Here is a 15500-nt window from a genome sequence, read left to right as displayed (position 1 = left end):
TACGATCTGGGCGGTTCAAGCCGAAGCGGCGGGCCTGAGTCGGAATCCGCCGGCCCGATGCGTCCTTGGGCCAGGATCCAGAGCTGGAGAGAGCCCATGCCGGCGCCCGCCGACACCGACGCCTATCTCGCCACCCTGCCGGCGGCGCAGCGCGAGGCCCTGGAGACGCTGCGCCGCCAGATCCTGGTCGCCGCGCCGGGGGCTGTCGAATGCATCAGCTACGGCATGCCGGCCGTACGCCTTCAGGGGGTGCTGGTCTGGTTCGCCGCCGGCAAGGCCCACTGCGCCCTCTATCCCGGTGGCCAGGTGGAGGCTTTCGCTGATCGGCTGACCGGCTACCAGACCAGCAAGGGCGCTATCCGCTTCCAGCCGGAGAAACCTCTGCCGCCCCAGCTGATCGCCGACATCGTGGCGCGCCGGATTGAACAGGACCAGGCCGCCGCCGCGGCGCGGGCGGCGAAGAAGAAGCGCTAGGCCTTCAGCGGCGAGGCCAGGATCATGTCGTAGGCCAGGCCCCAGCCCTTGGGGCCAAGCTGCCAGACTCGGACATAGTGACCCTGCCGGGCCTGGCCGTCCCGCACCCAGGCGGCGTCGCCATAGGTCCACGCCAAGTCGCCAGCCAGGGAGACCTCCCCGCCCAGGGCGGCGAAGTCGATGGTTCTGGTCCGAGTGGCCAATTCCGTGGCTTGGGCGTCGGGCGTGTCGCCAGGCGCTGCGCGGGAGCCGGCGACCCGGGCGCCGGAAATCAAGACGGCTTTGTAGGCGGCGGCGACCTCGACCCTGGCGGCGGCGGCCAGGGCGGCCTCAGCCTTGCGGACGTCGGCGAGGGCCGATTCCGGGTGCTTGCCCTTGGTGGTCGAGACCGGAAGATAGGCTGGCTGCGAGCCCTGGGGCGCGGCGCTCGAGGCGTCGGAGGGCGGCCCGCCGTCATAGACCCATTTCCACCTGCCATCGGCCTGCTTCTTCCAGACGGTGAAATAATAGCCGCGCAGTTGGCCGTCATAGCTGTAGGGGCCGGTGGTGAAGCCCAGGTCGCCGGACCGCGCGATCCCGGCCCACAGCGGCCACCAGACCAGGGGCGGGCCACCCTTGTCGGGATCCTGCTTCGGGAAGGTCTCGTGCACCTTCTGCACATCGGGCTGGAAGACGATGGCGTCCGGCGCCGAGTGCTTGAGGAAGGCGTCGCGGACGCCCAACGCCAGGCCATCGGCCGCGAAGGCCCGCTCGGCGGCCACCACAGGGGCGGGGTCGACAGGCGCCGCGAAGGCCGGGGCGGCCGCGAAGGCCAGGAGGGCGAAGAGGGCGGCTTTAGGCATGGACGACAGCTCCCCAGCTTATCGCCGCCTAGCTAGGCCCACCGCGAGCCCGCCTCAAGTGAAGGATTGGACAGGTCGCTAGAGGACTTCCACCGTCAAATTGCCGTTGGTGTAGACGCAGATCTTGGCGGCGATGGCCATGGCGTCCCGGGCGACCGCCTCGGCGTCCTTGTCGGTCTCCATGAAGGCCAGGGCGGCGGCGAGCGCATAGTTGCCCCCCGAGCCGATGGCCGCGACGCCGGTTTCCGGCTCCAGCACGTCGCCCACCCCGGTGACGGTGAAGATTTTCTCCCTGTCGGCCACCAGCAGCATGGCCTCCAGCTTGCGCAGGTAGCGGTCGGTGCGCCAGTCCTTGGCCAGGTCCACGCAGGCCCGGGCCAGCTGGTCGGGATACTGCTCCAGCTTGGCTTCAAGGCGCTCGATCAGGGTCAGGGCGTCGGCGGTGGCGCCCGCGAACCCGGCGATCACCTTGCCGCCGGCCAGGGTGCGGACCTTGCGGGCGTTGCCCTTGACGATGGTCTGGCCCATCGACACCTGGCCGTCGCCGGCGATGACGGTATGGCCGTCCTTGCGCACGGCCAGGATGGTGGTGCCGTGCCAGTCGGGAAAGTTGCTAGGATTGCTCATGTGAGCCGATGTGAGCAGGCGAGGGGTCTAGGTCAAGGACGATGAGTTTTTCCGACGATGAGGTCGAACGCTATGCCCGCCACCTGGTGCTGCGCGAGGTCGGCGGCCCGGGGCAGCAGCGGCTGAAGGCCGCCCGGGTGCTGATCGTGGGGGCCGGAGGCCTGGGCGCGCCCGCCGCCCTCTATCTCGCCGCCGCCGGGGTCGGGACCCTGGTGCTGGTCGATGCCGACACGGTCGACGTCTCCAACCTGCAGCGCCAGGTGATCTACACCGAGGGCGACGTGGGCCGCTGCAAGGTGGAGGCCGCCGCCGACCGGCTGAAGGCGCTCAACCCCCACGTCAACATCGAGCGCGTTCCGGTCCATCTGGAAGAGGCTAATGCGCGGGGCCTGGTGCGGGGCTGCGACCTGGTGCTGGACGGCACCGACGACTTCACCACCCGCTTCACCGTCAACGCCGCCTGCGTGGCCGAGCACGTGACCCTGGTGTCGGGCGCCATCGGCCGCTGGACCGGCCAGGTGGGCGTCTTCCGCCGCGCCCCCTGCTACCGCTGCCTGGTGCCCGAGGTTCCGCCGGACGCCGAGACCTGCTCGGCCGTCGGCGTGGTGGGGGCGCTGGCCGGGGTGGTCGGGTCGATGATGGCGCTGGAGGCCGTCAAGGTCCTGACCGGCGCGGGCGATCCGCTGACCGGCCGCCTGCTGATCTATGACGGCCTGTCCGGCGAGACCCGCACGGTAAGGATCGGCTCCGACCCCGAATGCGAGGTCTGCGGCGGGCGCCCTTGACCGCCCCTGGGGGCAGGCGCCGTTCCCTCCAGAAGACAGGGAGGCTGATGATGGAGGCGTTGCAGCACCGCGGGGCCATCGGCCCCTGCTCGACGCCTGCGCCGCTGGCGCCCTGAAGATGGTGCTGACGCCCTAGGGCCGTTGCGCCCGTCACACCTCGAGCCTAGCTGTGAGCCTGCTGAAGGAGCGCGCCCATGAAGTACAACCAGCTTGGCCGGACCGGCCTGTTCGTCTCGGAAATCTGCCTGGGGACCATGACCTTCGGCGGCGACAACGACGCCGGCATCTGGAAAATGATCGGCGCCCTGGACCAGGGCGAGGTGGACGGGATCGTCGGCAAGGCGCTCGCCGCCGGGGTCAACTTCATCGACACCGCCGACGTCTATGCCTACGGCCAGTCGGAGACGCTGCTGGGCCAGTCGCTGAAGAACCTCGGCGTGGCCCGCAAGGATGTGGTCCTGGCCACCAAGGTGTTTGGCGAGATGGGGGCCGGCCCCAACGACAAGGGCGCCAGCCGCGGCCACATCATGGATTCGGTGCAGGGCAGCCTGGAGCGCCTGCAGACCGACCACATCGATCTCTACCAGATCCACGGCAATGACACGGTCACCCCCATCGAGGAGACCCTGCGCGCCCTGGACGACCTGACCCGCCAGGGCCTGGTGCGCTATGTCGGCGTCTCCAACTGGACGGCGTGGAAGATCGCCAAGGCCCTGGGGATCAGCGCGGCGAAGGATTATGCGCGGTTCGAGACCCTGCAGGCCTACTACTCCATCGCCGGCCGCGACCTGGAGCGCGAGCTGGTCCCCATGCTGACCGAGGAGAAGCTCGGACTGATGGTCTGGTCGCCCCTGGCCGGCGGACTCCTCTCGGGCAAGTTCGGCCCCGGCGCCCCGCCGGTGAATGGCGCGCGGCGCACCAATTTCGACTTCCCGCCGGTCAATACCGACCGCGCCTGGCCGGTGGTGGCCGCCATGCGCGAGATCGGCGAGGCCCAAGGCGTGTCCGTCGCCCGCGTGGCCCTGGCCTGGCTGCTCTCCAAGCCGCACGTCATGAGCGTGATCATCGGCGCCAAGACTATCGAGCAGCTGGACGATAACCTGGCCGCCGTGGACTTGGCCCTGACGGCCGACGAGATCGCCAGGCTCGACGAGATCAGCGCCCTGCCGTCCGAATATCCCGGCTGGATGCTGGAACGCCAGGGCGGCGCGCGCCGGCCGAAACCTTTTGCGGCCAAGTAGGCGACGCGCTCAGATATACTTGCTGATGAACTTGGCCGACTGGGTCACCACGGTGGTCCAGGTCGAGTCCTGCCAGCCGGTATGCCCTTCGCCCTTCAGCAGGACGTGCTCGCACCCCTTGCCGGCCGCGAACATGGCGTCCGCCATGGTCTTGGACTGGCTGGGCCGCACGGTGCTGTCCTCCGTGCCATGCATCAGCAGAACGGGCGTCGTGATCTCGCCGGCCCGCCGGGCCGGGGAGCCGCGAATGAGTAGGGCCTCGTCGGCCCTGGGGTCGCCGATGGTCTTCAGCCAATAGGCGTAGGATAGCGAGTCCGCCCCCTCCTCCCGGCGAACGGTGGCCATCAGGGTCAGAAGGTCCGAGGGCCCTGCGATGGAGACCGCGGCCTTGTAGAGGTCTGGCTTGCGCACCGCTCCCATCAGCGCGGCGTAGCCGCCATAGCTGGAGCCGAGAATGGCCAGCCGCTTGGGATCGGCGCGGCCGAGGGCGACGACATGGGCCACCGCGTCCTCGACGTCCTCCTGCATCAGATCGGCCCACCGCTTGCGCCCGGCGTCGGCGAAGGCGCGGCCCAGGCCGCCGGAGCCGCGGAAGTTGGGCTGCAGCACCAACCAGCCCTGGGCCGCGAAGGCCTGGACCATGAAGTCGTAGTCGTACTTGTCGCGTAACTCCGGCCCGCCGTGCGGCATGACCAGCATCGGCAGGGGGCCCTTTGCGGCCTTGATCGGGGTCGAGAGGTAGGCGCTGAGAGCCGTGCCATCGCGGGCCTTGAGCTTCAGCGCCTCCATGCCGGCCAAGCGCTCGGGCGGCAGCCAGGGGAAGCGATCGCCGATGGCCTCCACCGCGCGCTTGCCGGTGTCATACATGTAGAAGGCGCCGGCGTCCTTCGGCCCCGTGACGTTGAAGATGAACCGGGTGTGGGCCAGGTTCATGTCGTACAGCCGGACATTGCAGGTGTTGCCGAAATAGCTGTTCACCCCCCGGAAGTGGGCCGCCAGCTTGGGGTCGACAAACTGATATTCCAGGCGGTCCTCCCGGTAGGCGGTGGCCAGCAGCTTCAGGTCCTCGTCGATGATCGCCTCTTCGATGTCCCGCGACGGACGCTGGGCCACCACCTCGCCGAATTGCAGGGTCGCGATGTCGAAGGTGCGCAGAACCCGCGCGTCCTCGCCCTCGCGGGCCTGGGCGACCAGGAAGACGCCCGGCGCCGGGGTCGGGCCCGCGACATCGAAGTCCGGAAGCTTGTCGAGTTCGTCGCGACGGGCCTTGCGGATCAGCTTCCATGCGGTCTCGCCGGGCGCACGGCCCTGGATGCTCACCGTGCCGCGGGTGGTGGAGTCGAACCTCATCATGGGGACCCCACGCTGGGTCATCCAGAAGTCGGTGGAGGTCGTCCCGAGTTCCATCTGCTCGGACTTGCCGGTGTGCACATCGACCTTCTGCAGAGACCAGGCCTCATGCCGCCCACTCCAGATCTGCATCAGGATGTGCTGGGGATCGTCCCACATGTAGTCGACGACACGGGACAGATCGAACTGTGACTTCAGAACCTTGGCCTGGTCGGCGAACAACATCAGGGGATTGGAGCCGTCCACGCCAATGGCGATGATCCGGCGCAACGGATAGGGCAGGAAGAAGCCGTAGAAGCTGAAGCCGTAGGGCTCCCCCGACGCCGACTTCCACATGCTGATGGTCACCAGCAGGCGCTCGTTGCTGGCCCATTCCACGGTCTTCACATCGTGATCGCCTATGACCACCCGCACCGGCGCCGCCGAGCCGTCGGCCTTGGTCAGGACCACGATGGCCTTACGTTTTCCGCCCTCGGTCTGTTCCCGCAGGATGGCGACCCGTTCCCCGTCGGGGGACAGGGCGGCGTCCGACACGCTGGCGCTCCGCAGAAGTTCCTCGACGGTGGGGGGTGTCGGTTCGGCCGCCTGGGCCAGGGTCACGCTAAGCCAGGGCAAGCCGGCGCCCGCCGCTAGCGCACTGCGTCTTGTGATCACGGAAATCCCCCGAACAACCCTGGATAGGGTTCAGGTCCGGGGCGGGTCCGTCAAGCCCTACAGCATCGACGTCAGGACCCGGTCCGGGGGCTTATGCCCGTCCATCCAGGTCTTGATGTTGATGATCACCTTCTCGCCCATCTCGGTGCGGGCCTCCACCGTGGCTGAGCCCAGGTGGGGCAGGAGGACGGCGTTGGGGAGTTTCAGCAGGCGGGGATTGATGGCCGGCTCGAACTCGAAGACGTCGAGGCCCGCGCCGCCGATCTCGCCCTTGGTCAGCTGGTCGGCCAGGGCGCCCTCGTCGATGATCTCGCCGCGGGCGGTGTTCACCAGGATGGCGTGGGACTGCATCAGCTTCAGCCGCCTGGCCGAGAGCAGGTGGTAGGTGGCGGGCGTGTGGGGGCAGTTGACCGAGATGATGTCCATCCGGGCCAGCATCTGGTCGAGGCTCTCCCAATAGGTGGCCTCCAGGTCCTCGGCGATGCGGGGGCTGACCGGCTTGCGGTTGTGATAGTGGATCTGCATGCCGAAGGCCTTGGCCCGGCGCGCCACGGCCTGGCCGATACGGCCCATGCCGATGATCCCCAGCCGCTTGCCCGAAATCCGCCGCCCCATCATCCAGGTGGGCGCCCAGCCGGTGAAGCCGCCAGCCTGGGCCACATTGGCGCCCTCCACGATCCGGCGCGACACCGCCATCATCAGGGCCAGCGTCAGGTCGGCGGTGTCCTCGGTCAATACGCCCGGCGTGTTGGTGACGCTGATGCCGCGCGCATTGGCGGCGGCCACGTCGATATGGTCCACGCCCGCCCCGAAATTGGCGATCAGCTTCAGCTGGTCCCCAGCGTGGCTGAGCAGGTCGGCGTCGATCTTGTCGGTGATGGTGGGGACCAGGACGTCGGCGATCTGCACGGCGGCGACCAGGGCTGCGCGGTCCAGGGGCTCGTCATTGAGATTGAGCTGAGTGTCGAACAGTTCGCGCATCCGGGTTTCCACGGGATCGGGGAGCCTGCGCGTGACGATGACTTTGGGCTTTCGGGCGGGCATGGGCGGTTTGCGGAACTCGAAAAAGGGCGTGCGGTGCGCGGGACTATGGCGCGTCGTGAGATGAACCTCTAGCAAAGGGCATATGTGCGGCCAAGGCGAGGCGGAAACGGCGATGAGCGCGCGGGCGTGGGCGCCGATCTTTATGGCGGCCCTGTTCTGGGGCCTCGGCGCGGCGCAGGGCGCGGCCGCGGCCGAGCGCCCGACCCCATCGGGCCTGCCGGTTCCCCGCTATGTCGCCCTGAAATTCGACGAGGTGAACGCCCGCGCCGGCCCCGGCGACGATCACCGGCTGCTGTGGGTCTATCGGGTCAAGGGCCTGCCGGTGCAGGTGGTGGCGGAAAACACCGAGTGGCGGCGCATCTGCGACCCTGAGCGTGGCCTGGCCTGGGTGCACCGGCGCACCACCGACGGTCGCCGCATGGTGATGCGCACCCAAGCAGCCCCCCTGCCTCTGCGCAGCGCAGCCAAGCCCGACGCCCCCGTGCACGCCATTTTGAACGCTCGCTCCCTGGCCGCGTTGGTTCGCTGTGACAGCAAGGCTTGGTGCAAGCTCCGGGTGGACGGCGTCTCGGGTTGGGCCCAGGCGTCAGACCTCTGGGGAACCGACGACAAGCCCCAATGCCGTTGAGCGACGCGGCCGGCTCTGATAGGCCCTGACCCTCTTTGAAAGCCGGAAGGCCACCTGAATGACCATGGGCGTGAAAGCCAAGGACAATTACAGCTACGAAGATCTCATGGCGTGCGCGCGCGGTGAGATGTTCGGGCCGGGCAACGCCCAGTTGCCGGCGCCGCCGATGCTGCTGTTCGACCGCATGACCAAGATCACCGACGAGGGCGGCGAGCACGGCAAGGGCTATATCGAGGCTGAGTTCGACATCAATCCCAGCCTCTGGTTCTTCGACTGCCACTTCATCAACGACCCCGTCATGCCCGGCAGCCTGGGCCTCGACGCTCTCTGGCAGCTGGTGGGCTTCTACCTGGGTTGGATCGGCGGCAAGGGCCGCGGTCGCGCGCTCGGCTGCGGCGAGGTCAAGTTCGGCGGTGAAGTGACCCCGAACATCAAGAAGGTCACGTATAAGGTCCAGATGAAGCGGGTCATCAACCGCCGCCTGGTCATGGGCATCGGCGACGGGATCCTCGAAGCCGATGGCGAGCCCATCTACTGGGCTCAAGACCTCCGCGTCGGTCTCTATCAACGATAAACGGCCGTTCGGATCTGGGAGCAAACATGCGCCGCGTCGTCGTCTCGGGTATTGGTATCGTCTCCTCCATTGGCGTGAACGCCGATGAGGTCCTCGCCTCGCTGCAAGAGGCCAAGTCGGGTATCCGGGCCGCCCCGGAATATACCGAGCTGGGCTTCCGCAGCCAGGTGGAGGCCCGCCCCCAGCTGGACTGGGAATCGCTTGTGGACCGCCGGGCGGCCCGCTTCCTGGCCCAGGGCACGGGCTTCGCCCATATCGCCATGGAGCAGGCGATCGCCGACTCCGGGCTGGAAGAGGCCGAGGTCTCCAATGTCCGCACCGGCCTGATCGTCGGTTCGGGCGGCCCCTCCACCAGGGCCATCATCGAGGCGGCCGAGACGGCCAGGACCCGCGGCCCCAAGCGCGTGGGCCCCTTCGCGGTGCCCAAGGCCATGAGCTCGGGACCCTCGGCGACCCTAGCCACCTGGTTCAGGATCAAGGGCCTGAACTTCTCCATCTCCTCGGCCTGCGCCACCTCCACCCACTGCATCGGGGTCGGCTACGAGCAGATCCTGATGGGCAAGCAGGACGTGGTGTTCGCCGGCGGCACCGAGGAGCTCGACTGGACCCTCAGCGTGCTGTTCGACGCCATGGGCGCCATGAGCTCCAACTTCAACGACACCCCGGCCGTGGCCAGCCGCGCCTATGACGCCGCCCGCGACGGCTTCGTCATCGCCGGCGGCGCCGGCCTGGTGGTGCTGGAGGAGTACGAGCACGCCAAGGCGCGCGGGGCCAAGATCTACGGCGAGATCGTCGGCTACGCCGCCAATTCCGACGGCTTCGACATGGTCGCCCCCTCGGGCGAGGGCGCGGCCCGCTGCATGAACCTGGCCATGGCCGACCTGGGCGGGCGCAAGATCGACTACCTGAACCCACACGGCACCTCGACCCCGGTGGGAGACATCAAGGAGATGGAGGCCGTGCGTTCGGTCTTCGGGGACAAGGCGCCCTACATCTCGTCCACCAAGTCGCTGACCGGCCACAGCCTGGGGGCGGCCGGCGCCCAGGAGGCGATCTATTCCCTGCTGATGCTCAACAACGGCTTCCTGGCCGAGAGCGCCCACATCGAGAACCTCGACCCCGCCTTCGCCGACCTGCCGATCCTGCGCAAGCGCCTGGACCAGCAGGTGGAGACGGTGATGTCCAACAGCTTCGGCTTCGGCGGCACCAACGGCTGCCTGGTGATGGCCCGGGTCTAGGGGCTTGGCGGCGCCGGTCTTCCGTCCCGCGCGCCGCGAGGACGTGGCGCGGATCGTCGAACTGCTGGCCGACGATCCGCTCGGCTCAGGCCGGGAACGCTTCGAAGACCCGCTGCCCGAGACCTACTACGCCGCCTTTGACCGCATCGAGGCCAGCGACGGTAATAGTCTTACCGTTGCAGAGCTTGAGGGGGCGGTGGTGGGTTGCCTGCAGATGACTTTCATCCCCGGCCTGTCGAACCAGGGCGCGGACCTGGCCCTCATCGAGGGGGTCCGCGTGGACACCGCCTTGCGCAGCCAGGGCCTGGGCGCCCAACTCATCGCCCACGCCCTGGAGGTGGCCCGCGCCCGTGGCTGCCAGGCGGTGGAGCTCTTCACCCACAAGTCCCGCACCGACGCCCACCGCTTCTATGACCGGCTCGGTTTCGAGCAGAGCCACGTGGGTTACCGCATCAAACCTTAGGAGATCCGCCGTGGCTGAGGACTATGACCTGCCCAGGGGCGACCTGATGAAGGGCAAGAAGGGCGTCGTGATCGGCGTCGCCAACCACCAGTCCATCGCCTGGGGCATCTCGGCCCAGCTGGCGGCCCAGGGGGCGGAGCTGGCCTTCCTGCACCTGCCGGGGATGGAGCGCCGGGTGCAGCCCCTGGCCGACAGCATCGGGGTCAAGACCGTGGTGGCGGTGGACGCCACCGACGACGCTCAGATGGACGCGGCCTTCGCGACGATCGAGGCCGATCTGGGGAGCCTCGACTTCTTCGTCCACTCCATCGCCTACGCGCCTCGGGACGAGATCAAGGGCTCCTTCGTGGAGAACACCACCCGGGCGGGGTTCCTCCAGGCCATGGACATCTCGGTGTTCAGCTTCGTCGACTGCGCCAAACGGGCGGCGCGGCTGATGCCGAACGGCGGCTCGATCATCTGCATGACCTATCTCGGCTCGGAGCGGGTGATCCCCAACTACAACACCATGGGGGTGGCCAAGGCGGGCCTCGAGGCCGCCACCCGCTACGCCGCCCGCGACCTGGGCCCGGCGAAGATCCGGGTCAACGCCATCTCGGCCGGGGCCATGCGCACCCTGTCGCTGGCGGGCATCGCCGGGGGCCGGGAAAAGCTGTCCCAGGGCCGGGCCATGTCGGCCCTGAAGGAGGACACCTCGATGGAGGGGGTGGCCGGCGCGGCGCTCTGGCTGCTGTCGGACCTCGGTCGCTCCACCACCGGCGAGGTGGTGCATGTGGACGCCGGCTTCCACATGATCGGCCTGCCCGACGACTTCGGGGCCGAGGCTTAAAGGCTGTAGGCCCGCAGGAAGCGGCGGGCGGCCTCCAGGGCGATCACCTCGATCTGAGGGTGGGTCAGGCCTAGGTCCACCCCGAGGAAGCCGGCCAGCTGGTAGGTGCCCACCACCATGCCGCCGAAGAACTCCGCCGCCATGGCCGGATCGTCCACGGCCAGGCGGCCGTCGGCGTGTTCCCGGGCGAGGAAGTCGGCGAGGCGGCCCCGCGAGGCCTTGGGCCCGGCCTCGAACACCGCCAGGGCCACGTCGGGCGCCTCGGTGGCGCCGGAGATGTAGACCCGCATCATGGTGTTGGCGCGGGGATTGATCAGGGCGTGCAGCATCTCGCGGGCGAAGGCCGTTAGGGCCTGCTCGGGATGTTCGTCGGCGCCCGGCATCTCCAGGGGCGCGGTGATGCCCGCGACGCGGCGGTGGACCAGGGCGCGGACCAGCTCGGCCTTGGATCCGTAGTGGTTGTAGATCGTCTGCTTGGAGACCCCGGCGCGGCGGGCGATCTCCTCCATGGAGGCGGCCAGCCCCCGTTCCCCGAGCACCTGTACGGCGGCGTCGAGAATGGCCTCCCCCTTGGCGAGATCGATCTGTCCGGCCAGGCGGGGCATCAGCGGCTTCCCGGCGGCTGGGCCGGAGCGGCCGGGGCGGGGCGGGCCAGGAGAGCCAGGACCACGGCCGCGGCGCACCCGATGGTCAGGAACATGAAGACGTCGGCGAAGGCCATCACCAGGGCCTTCCGCTGCAGCATCATGCCCATCATCTTGTACATGCCGCCCTGGGGGTCCAGCGCGCCTGCGGCCTGCATCATCGCCGCCAGCCGGGTCATCATTTCCTGGGCCTCGAGGCTGCCGCTGTTCAAGGAGGCCGACAATGTTCCCATGTGGACCGCGCTCATCCGCGACAGGATGGTGGTCACCATGGCCAGGCCCACCGCCCCGCCAACATTGCGGATCAGGTTCAGCAGTCCAGAGCCGTCCTTCATCATGCTGAGCGGCAGGGTGGAGATGCTCATCTGGGAGGCGGCGATCATGGCGATCATGGCGCCCAGGCCCCGGCAGACCTGCAGCACCAGGAACTCGTTGAAGCCCCAGTCGTCGCCGACGTGGATGCCCTGGCCCAGTCCGATCCCCACCAGGGAAAAGCCCAGCACCATGCCGATCCGCAGGTCCATGGCGCGGATCACCCGGCCTGCGATGGGGGCGGCCAGGAACATGGCCAGGCCCGAGACCAGCATGGTGGTCCCCACCTGGCCCGGGGAATAGTCCCGCACCTGGGCCAGATAGAGGGGCAGGACGAAGGTCCCGGAATAGAGGCTCATGCCGGAGACGAAGTTCATCACCGTGCCGATGACGAAGTTCCGGTCGCTGAAGGGGGCCAGGGAGACGATGGGCTGTCGATAGGTGAGCTGTCGCCAGACGAAGGCCGCCCCGGCCAGGGCCGCCAGCACCGAGAGCCAGAGGATCGCGTCGTCCTTCAGCCAGCCTTCGCCGGAGCCCTCCTCCAGCACGTACTGCATGCTGAGCAGGAAGACCGCCATGAAGGCCAGGCCCGTCCAGTCGATGCCCTTGGCCAGGCTGGGGTCGCCCTTGTCGAAGTCGGCGTACCGCGCCACCAGGAACAGCGACAGCAGGCCGGGGATCACGTTGATGTAGAACAGCCACCGCCAGCCGAAGGCGTCGGTGAGATGCCCCCCCACCGTGGGGCCGATGGTGGGCGCCAGGGTGACGATGAGGCCCACCACCACATTGGCGGTGATCCGGCGCTCCAGTGGGAAGACCGTCATCGCCGCGGCGAACACCTGGGGGATCATGGCGCCCCCGGCCAGGCCCTGTATGGCGCGGGTGACGATCATCATCTCGAAGGAGGTGGCCATGCCGGTGAGGATCGAGGCGGCGATGAACACCACCGTGGCGGCCATGAAGAAGGGCCGGGTGCCCCACATCTTGGAGAAGTAGGCGGCCAGCGGAATCATCACCACCTCGGCCAGCAGGTAGATGGTCTGCACCCAGCTGATCTGGTCGGCGCTGGCGCCCACGCCGGCCTGGATCTGGGCCAGGGAGGAGGCGACGATCTGGACGTCGAGCACGGCCATGAACTGGCCGATGACCATGCCCCCGAAGCCGAGGAACACCTTGGTCCAGTCGACCGCCCCGCTGGCGGTGACGTGACCTCCGGGCGCGCCTGGTTGGGCGGGGGCTATGACGGCGGCGTCAGCCACGGCGGGTCAGCGCGAGACGCCGCGGCGGACGAGTTCGGTGGGGGGCGTGGCGTCGGCGAAGCCCAGGCCGGCGGCCTTGCGCACGTCGACCTTCACCTCCACCGACAGGCCGGGCCGCAGAGCCCCGGCCAGGGGCTCCGTGGGATCGACGGCGATCTTCACCGGCAGGCGCTGGGCGATCTTGGTGAAGTTGCCGACGGCGTTCTCCACGGGGATCAGGGCGAATTCCGAGCCGGTGGCCGGCGCGAAGCTGTCGATATGGCCGCGGATGACCTGCTTGCCGAAGGCGTCGGCGCGGATCTCCACCGGCTGTCCGATCCGCAGGCGCGAGACCTGGGTCTCCTTGAAGTTGGCCACCACATAGGCCTGGCCCAGGGGCACGATGCTCATGAGGTTGGAGCCCGGTCGGACATACTGTCCCGGCCGCACGGCCTTGGCGCCCACAACCCCGGCCACCGGCGCGCGGATCTCTGTGCGGGAGACATCGATGCGGGCCGAGTCGACGGCGGCGTGGGCCGCCTGGGCCTGGGCGAAGGTCTGGTCTCGCGCCGAACCCAAGGATTCGGCGGCTCGGCGCTCGGCCGCCAGGGCGGCCTGGGCCTGGGCGACACCGGCGGCCGCCGTGCTGGCGGCGGCCTTGGCCGACTGGGCCCGCTGCGACGAGACCCAGCCCTGCTTGGCCAAGGCCCCGTACCGGTTCAGCTCGGCGGTCGCCATCTGGGCCTGGGCGTGGGCGGAATCCAAGCCCGCCGCCTTCTGGGCGATCATGGCGGTCTCCAGGGCCGACTTGTCGTCGACCCCGCGCACGGCGGCGTCGAGGGCGGCGGCGTTGGCGACCGCCTGGGCGAGCTTGGCCTGCAGGCTGGCGGCGTCCAGCCGCGCCACCACCTGGCCCGCGGCGACCCTCTGGTTGTCCTCCACCAGCACCTGGGCGACATAGCCGTCGACCTGCGGGGCCACCGACACCTTGTCGGCGGCGATGAAGGCGTTGTCGGTGGACTCGTACTTCTGCTTGTTGGCCCACCAGAGTCCGCCGCCCACCGCCAGGGCGAGAGCCACCAGGGCGACCACGGCGAGCGTCATCCGTCGAGTCTTCAGCATGCCCGCCATACGCCTATCCCCAACTGCCGGCCGCTAAAACTGGACCGCTCAGTCCAGGAAACATTCAGGTGACCTCTCGGCAATGGATAATTGGACGCAGGCGTCCAACAATCGGGTGATCCCGGGGCTGGACGCCCACACCCGTTCGTCGGCATATCGGGCCATGAGCGAGACCTTCGACGCCGACGTGATCATAGCCGGGGCCGGCATGGCCGGGGCGACCCTGGCGCTGGCCCTGAAGCAGGGCGGCCTGACGCCGCTGCTGATTGACCCCATCGTCTTCGACGCGCAGCTGGCGCCGACCTTCGACGGGCGGTCCTCGGCCATCGCCTTCGCCAGCTTCCGCCAGTGGCGCGCCCTGGGTCTGGCGCAGGATATCGAGCCCCACGCCCAGCGGATCGAACAGATCCTGGTGACGGACGGCCGCAGCCCGGGGGCCTCGGCGGGAAACCCTTCACCGTTCTACCTGCGTTTCGACTCCGCAGAGATCGCTGACCGCTCCGATGGCGAGCCGCTCGGCTACCTGCTGGAGAACCGCCGCTCTCGCGCCGCCCTGGCCAAGGCCGTTGAAAAGGCGGGCATCACCGTGCTCGCCCCGGCCCGGGTCGCCTCCGTGGCGTTCGAGAGCGCCTGCGCCCGGGTGACCCTGGAGGACGGTCGGGTGCTGACCGCGCCGCTGGTGGTGGGGGCCGAGGGCCGCAATTCGGTGGTCCGCGCGGCGGCGAAGATCAACGCCATCGGCTGGGACTATCCGCAGACCGGGGTGGTGGCGACGGTGAAACTTTCACGGCCTCACGAGGGCGTGGCCCACGAATTCTTCCTGCCCGGCGGCCCCTTCGCCATCCTGCCCCTGACCGACGACCGCGCCAGCCTGGTCTGGACAGAGCCCAGGGCCAAGGCCGCCGCCCTGAAAGCCGCGCGGCCGGAGATTTTCCACGCCCATCTGCGGCGCCGGTTCGGGCCCCTCCTGGGCGAGGCCACGGTGGAGGGCCCGGTCTTCACCTATCCGCTTTCCCTGCAATTGGCCGAGCGGCTGTGCGCCCCCCGCGCCGCCCTGCTGGGGGACGCGGCCCACGGCGTCCATCCGATCGCCGGCCAGGGCCTGAACCTGGGGCTGAAGGGCGCCGCGGCCCTGGCTCAGGTGCTGGTGGAGGCCGCGCGCCTGGGGGAGGACATCGGCTCGGAGCTGGTGCTGGAGCGCTACGCTCGCTGGCGCAGCTTCGACAACATCATGCTGGCGGCGGCGACCGACGTCTTCGTGCGGCTGTTCTCCAACGACAATCCCCTGCTGCGCCTGGCGCGGGGGGCCGGCATGTCGGTGGTCAACCGGATCGGCCCCGCCCGCCGCTTCTTCATGCACGACGCGGGCGGAGCCTCCGGCGATCTGCCCCGGCTGCTGCGGGGCGAGGCGCTCTAAAAGGCCCCATGGTGGCCA

16 protein-coding genes are annotated in these 15500 nt (G+C 69.0%); 9 read left to right on the top strand and 7 right to left on the bottom strand.

What is annotated here, in order from left to right:
• Positions 1-96 precede the first annotated feature (96 nt).
• Positions 97-474, top strand: coding sequence for an iron chaperone (locus OCL97_RS12955; protein ID WP_377370401.1), 378 nt, complete (start codon positions 97-99; stop codon positions 472-474).
• Here OCL97_RS12955 and OCL97_RS12950 read toward each other — a convergent pair.
• Both OCL97_RS12950 and hslV read right to left on the bottom strand, forming a co-directional pair.
• Positions 471-1316 carry a Cif family virulence factor gene (locus OCL97_RS12950; protein ID WP_377370400.1) on the bottom strand — a complete coding sequence of 282 codons (846 nt, stop codon included), beginning with the start codon at positions 1314-1316 and terminating at the stop codon, positions 471-473. The two genes, OCL97_RS12955 and OCL97_RS12950, sit on opposite strands and share 4 nt — an antisense overlap.
• A 78-nt stretch (positions 1317-1394) precedes the next feature.
• The gene (gene hslV, locus OCL97_RS12945; RefSeq protein WP_305338790.1) at positions 1395-1943 is read right to left on the bottom strand and encodes an ATP-dependent protease subunit HslV; all 549 of its coding nucleotides are present in this window, start codon (positions 1941-1943) and stop codon (positions 1395-1397) included.
• A gap of 41 nt (positions 1944-1984) precedes the next feature.
• Between hslV and OCL97_RS12940 the strand changes: the two genes are divergently transcribed.
• Both OCL97_RS12940 and OCL97_RS12935 read left to right on the top strand, forming a co-directional pair.
• Positions 1985-2728, top strand: a complete 744-nt coding sequence (locus OCL97_RS12940) for a HesA/MoeB/ThiF family protein (protein WP_377370399.1) — start codon at positions 1985-1987, stop codon at positions 2726-2728.
• Between the two features lie 194 nt (positions 2729-2922).
• The gene (locus OCL97_RS12935) at positions 2923-3969 is read left to right on the top strand and encodes an aldo/keto reductase (protein ID WP_377370398.1); all 1047 of its coding nucleotides are present in this window, start codon (positions 2923-2925) and stop codon (positions 3967-3969) included.
• Positions 3970-3978: 9 nt separating this feature from the next.
• Here the strand turns inward: OCL97_RS12935 and OCL97_RS12930 are convergent, their stop codons facing one another.
• On the bottom strand, positions 3979-5934 hold the full coding sequence (locus tag OCL97_RS12930) for a S9 family peptidase (protein ID WP_377370397.1): 1956 nt from the start codon (positions 5932-5934) through the stop codon (positions 3979-3981).
• A 96-nt stretch (positions 5935-6030) separates the two neighbouring features.
• Entirely contained in the window at positions 6031-7017 is a 987-nt protein-coding gene (locus OCL97_RS12925; RefSeq protein ID WP_304780420.1) for a 2-hydroxyacid dehydrogenase, read from the bottom strand.
• Positions 7018-7129: 112 nt separating this feature from the next.
• Here OCL97_RS12925 and OCL97_RS12920 point away from each other — a divergent pair, with 112 nt between their 5' ends.
• The 5 genes from OCL97_RS12920 (at position 7130) to OCL97_RS12900 (ending at position 10749) form a co-directional block, all read left to right on the top strand.
• Positions 7130-7645, top strand: coding sequence for an SH3 domain-containing protein (locus OCL97_RS12920; RefSeq protein ID WP_370690221.1), 516 nt, complete (start codon positions 7130-7132; stop codon positions 7643-7645).
• Positions 7646-7709: 64 nt separating this feature from the next.
• On the top strand, positions 7710-8219 hold the full coding sequence (gene fabA, locus OCL97_RS12915; protein ID WP_304780761.1) for a 3-hydroxyacyl-[acyl-carrier-protein] dehydratase FabA: 510 nt from the start codon (positions 7710-7712) through the stop codon (positions 8217-8219).
• Between the two features lie 26 nt (positions 8220-8245).
• The gene (gene fabB / locus OCL97_RS12910) at positions 8246-9457 is read left to right on the top strand and encodes a beta-ketoacyl-ACP synthase I (RefSeq protein WP_377370396.1); all 1212 of its coding nucleotides are present in this window, start codon (positions 8246-8248) and stop codon (positions 9455-9457) included.
• A gap of 4 nt (positions 9458-9461) precedes the next feature.
• Positions 9462-9920 carry a GNAT family N-acetyltransferase gene (locus OCL97_RS12905; protein WP_377370395.1) on the top strand — a complete coding sequence of 153 codons (459 nt, stop codon included), beginning with the start codon at positions 9462-9464 and terminating at the stop codon, positions 9918-9920.
• A 10-nt stretch (positions 9921-9930) separates the two neighbouring features.
• Positions 9931-10749: an enoyl-ACP reductase FabI gene (locus OCL97_RS12900; RefSeq protein ID WP_304780411.1), complete on the top strand. Its 819-nt coding sequence runs from the start codon at positions 9931-9933 to the stop codon at positions 10747-10749.
• Here OCL97_RS12900 and OCL97_RS12895 read toward each other — a convergent pair.
• From OCL97_RS12895 to OCL97_RS12885, 3 genes are read right to left on the bottom strand one after another with little or no spacing between them, the layout of a single operon-like run.
• Positions 10746-11354 carry a TetR/AcrR family transcriptional regulator gene (locus OCL97_RS12895; RefSeq protein ID WP_304780408.1) on the bottom strand — a complete coding sequence of 203 codons (609 nt, stop codon included), beginning with the start codon at positions 11352-11354 and terminating at the stop codon, positions 10746-10748. The two genes, OCL97_RS12900 and OCL97_RS12895, sit on opposite strands and share 4 nt — an antisense overlap.
• Positions 11354-12964: a DHA2 family efflux MFS transporter permease subunit gene (locus tag OCL97_RS12890; RefSeq protein WP_377370394.1), complete on the bottom strand. Its 1611-nt coding sequence runs from the start codon at positions 12962-12964 to the stop codon at positions 11354-11356. Before OCL97_RS12890 ends, OCL97_RS12895 begins: the two co-directional genes overlap by 1 nt.
• A 6-nt stretch (positions 12965-12970) precedes the next feature.
• The gene (locus OCL97_RS12885; protein WP_377370393.1) at positions 12971-14074 is read right to left on the bottom strand and encodes an HlyD family secretion protein; all 1104 of its coding nucleotides are present in this window, start codon (positions 14072-14074) and stop codon (positions 12971-12973) included.
• 154 nt (positions 14075-14228) lie between these two features.
• On the opposite strand from OCL97_RS12885, the gene OCL97_RS12880 reads away from it, so the two are divergent.
• Positions 14229-15482 carry a UbiH/UbiF/VisC/COQ6 family ubiquinone biosynthesis hydroxylase gene (locus OCL97_RS12880; RefSeq protein ID WP_377370432.1) on the top strand — a complete coding sequence of 418 codons (1254 nt, stop codon included), beginning with the start codon at positions 14229-14231 and terminating at the stop codon, positions 15480-15482.
• The last annotated feature ends 18 nt before the right edge of the window (positions 15483-15500 follow it).

The organism is Phenylobacterium ferrooxidans (genome assembly GCF_042714595.1).
In the GTDB taxonomy this organism is placed as follows: domain Bacteria; phylum Pseudomonadota; class Alphaproteobacteria; order Caulobacterales; family Caulobacteraceae; genus Phenylobacterium; species Phenylobacterium ferrooxidans.
This window is presented reverse-complemented; position numbering and strand designations above follow the sequence as displayed.

What these genes read in the sequence shown, in the direction of transcription:
- OCL97_RS12955 (WP_377370401.1), top strand. Translation starts at nt 97, where the DNA reads ATGCCGGCGCCCGCCGACACCGACGCCTATCTCGCCACCCTGCCGGCG.
- OCL97_RS12950 (WP_377370400.1), bottom strand. Translation starts at nt 1,316, where the DNA reads ATGCCTAAAGCCGCCCTCTTCGCCCTCCTGGCCTTCGCGGCCGCCCCG.
- hslV (WP_305338790.1), bottom strand. Translation starts at nt 1,943, where the DNA reads ATGAGCAATCCTAGCAACTTTCCCGACTGGCACGGCACCACCATCCTG.
- OCL97_RS12940 (WP_377370399.1), top strand. Translation starts at nt 1,985, where the DNA reads ATGAGTTTTTCCGACGATGAGGTCGAACGCTATGCCCGCCACCTGGTG.
- OCL97_RS12935 (WP_377370398.1), top strand. Translation starts at nt 2,923, where the DNA reads ATGAAGTACAACCAGCTTGGCCGGACCGGCCTGTTCGTCTCGGAAATC.
- OCL97_RS12925 (WP_304780420.1), bottom strand. Translation starts at nt 7,017, where the DNA reads ATGCCCGCCCGAAAGCCCAAAGTCATCGTCACGCGCAGGCTCCCCGAT.
- OCL97_RS12920 (WP_370690221.1), top strand. Translation starts at nt 7,130, where the DNA reads ATGAGCGCGCGGGCGTGGGCGCCGATCTTTATGGCGGCCCTGTTCTGG.
- fabA (WP_304780761.1), top strand. Translation starts at nt 7,710, where the DNA reads ATGGGCGTGAAAGCCAAGGACAATTACAGCTACGAAGATCTCATGGCG.
- fabB (WP_377370396.1), top strand. Translation starts at nt 8,246, where the DNA reads ATGCGCCGCGTCGTCGTCTCGGGTATTGGTATCGTCTCCTCCATTGGC.
- OCL97_RS12895 (WP_304780408.1), bottom strand. Translation starts at nt 11,354, where the DNA reads ATGCCCCGCCTGGCCGGACAGATCGATCTCGCCAAGGGGGAGGCCATT.
- OCL97_RS12885 (WP_377370393.1), bottom strand. Translation starts at nt 14,074, where the DNA reads ATGGCGGGCATGCTGAAGACTCGACGGATGACGCTCGCCGTGGTCGCC.
- OCL97_RS12880 (WP_377370432.1), top strand. Translation starts at nt 14,229, where the DNA reads ATGAGCGAGACCTTCGACGCCGACGTGATCATAGCCGGGGCCGGCATG.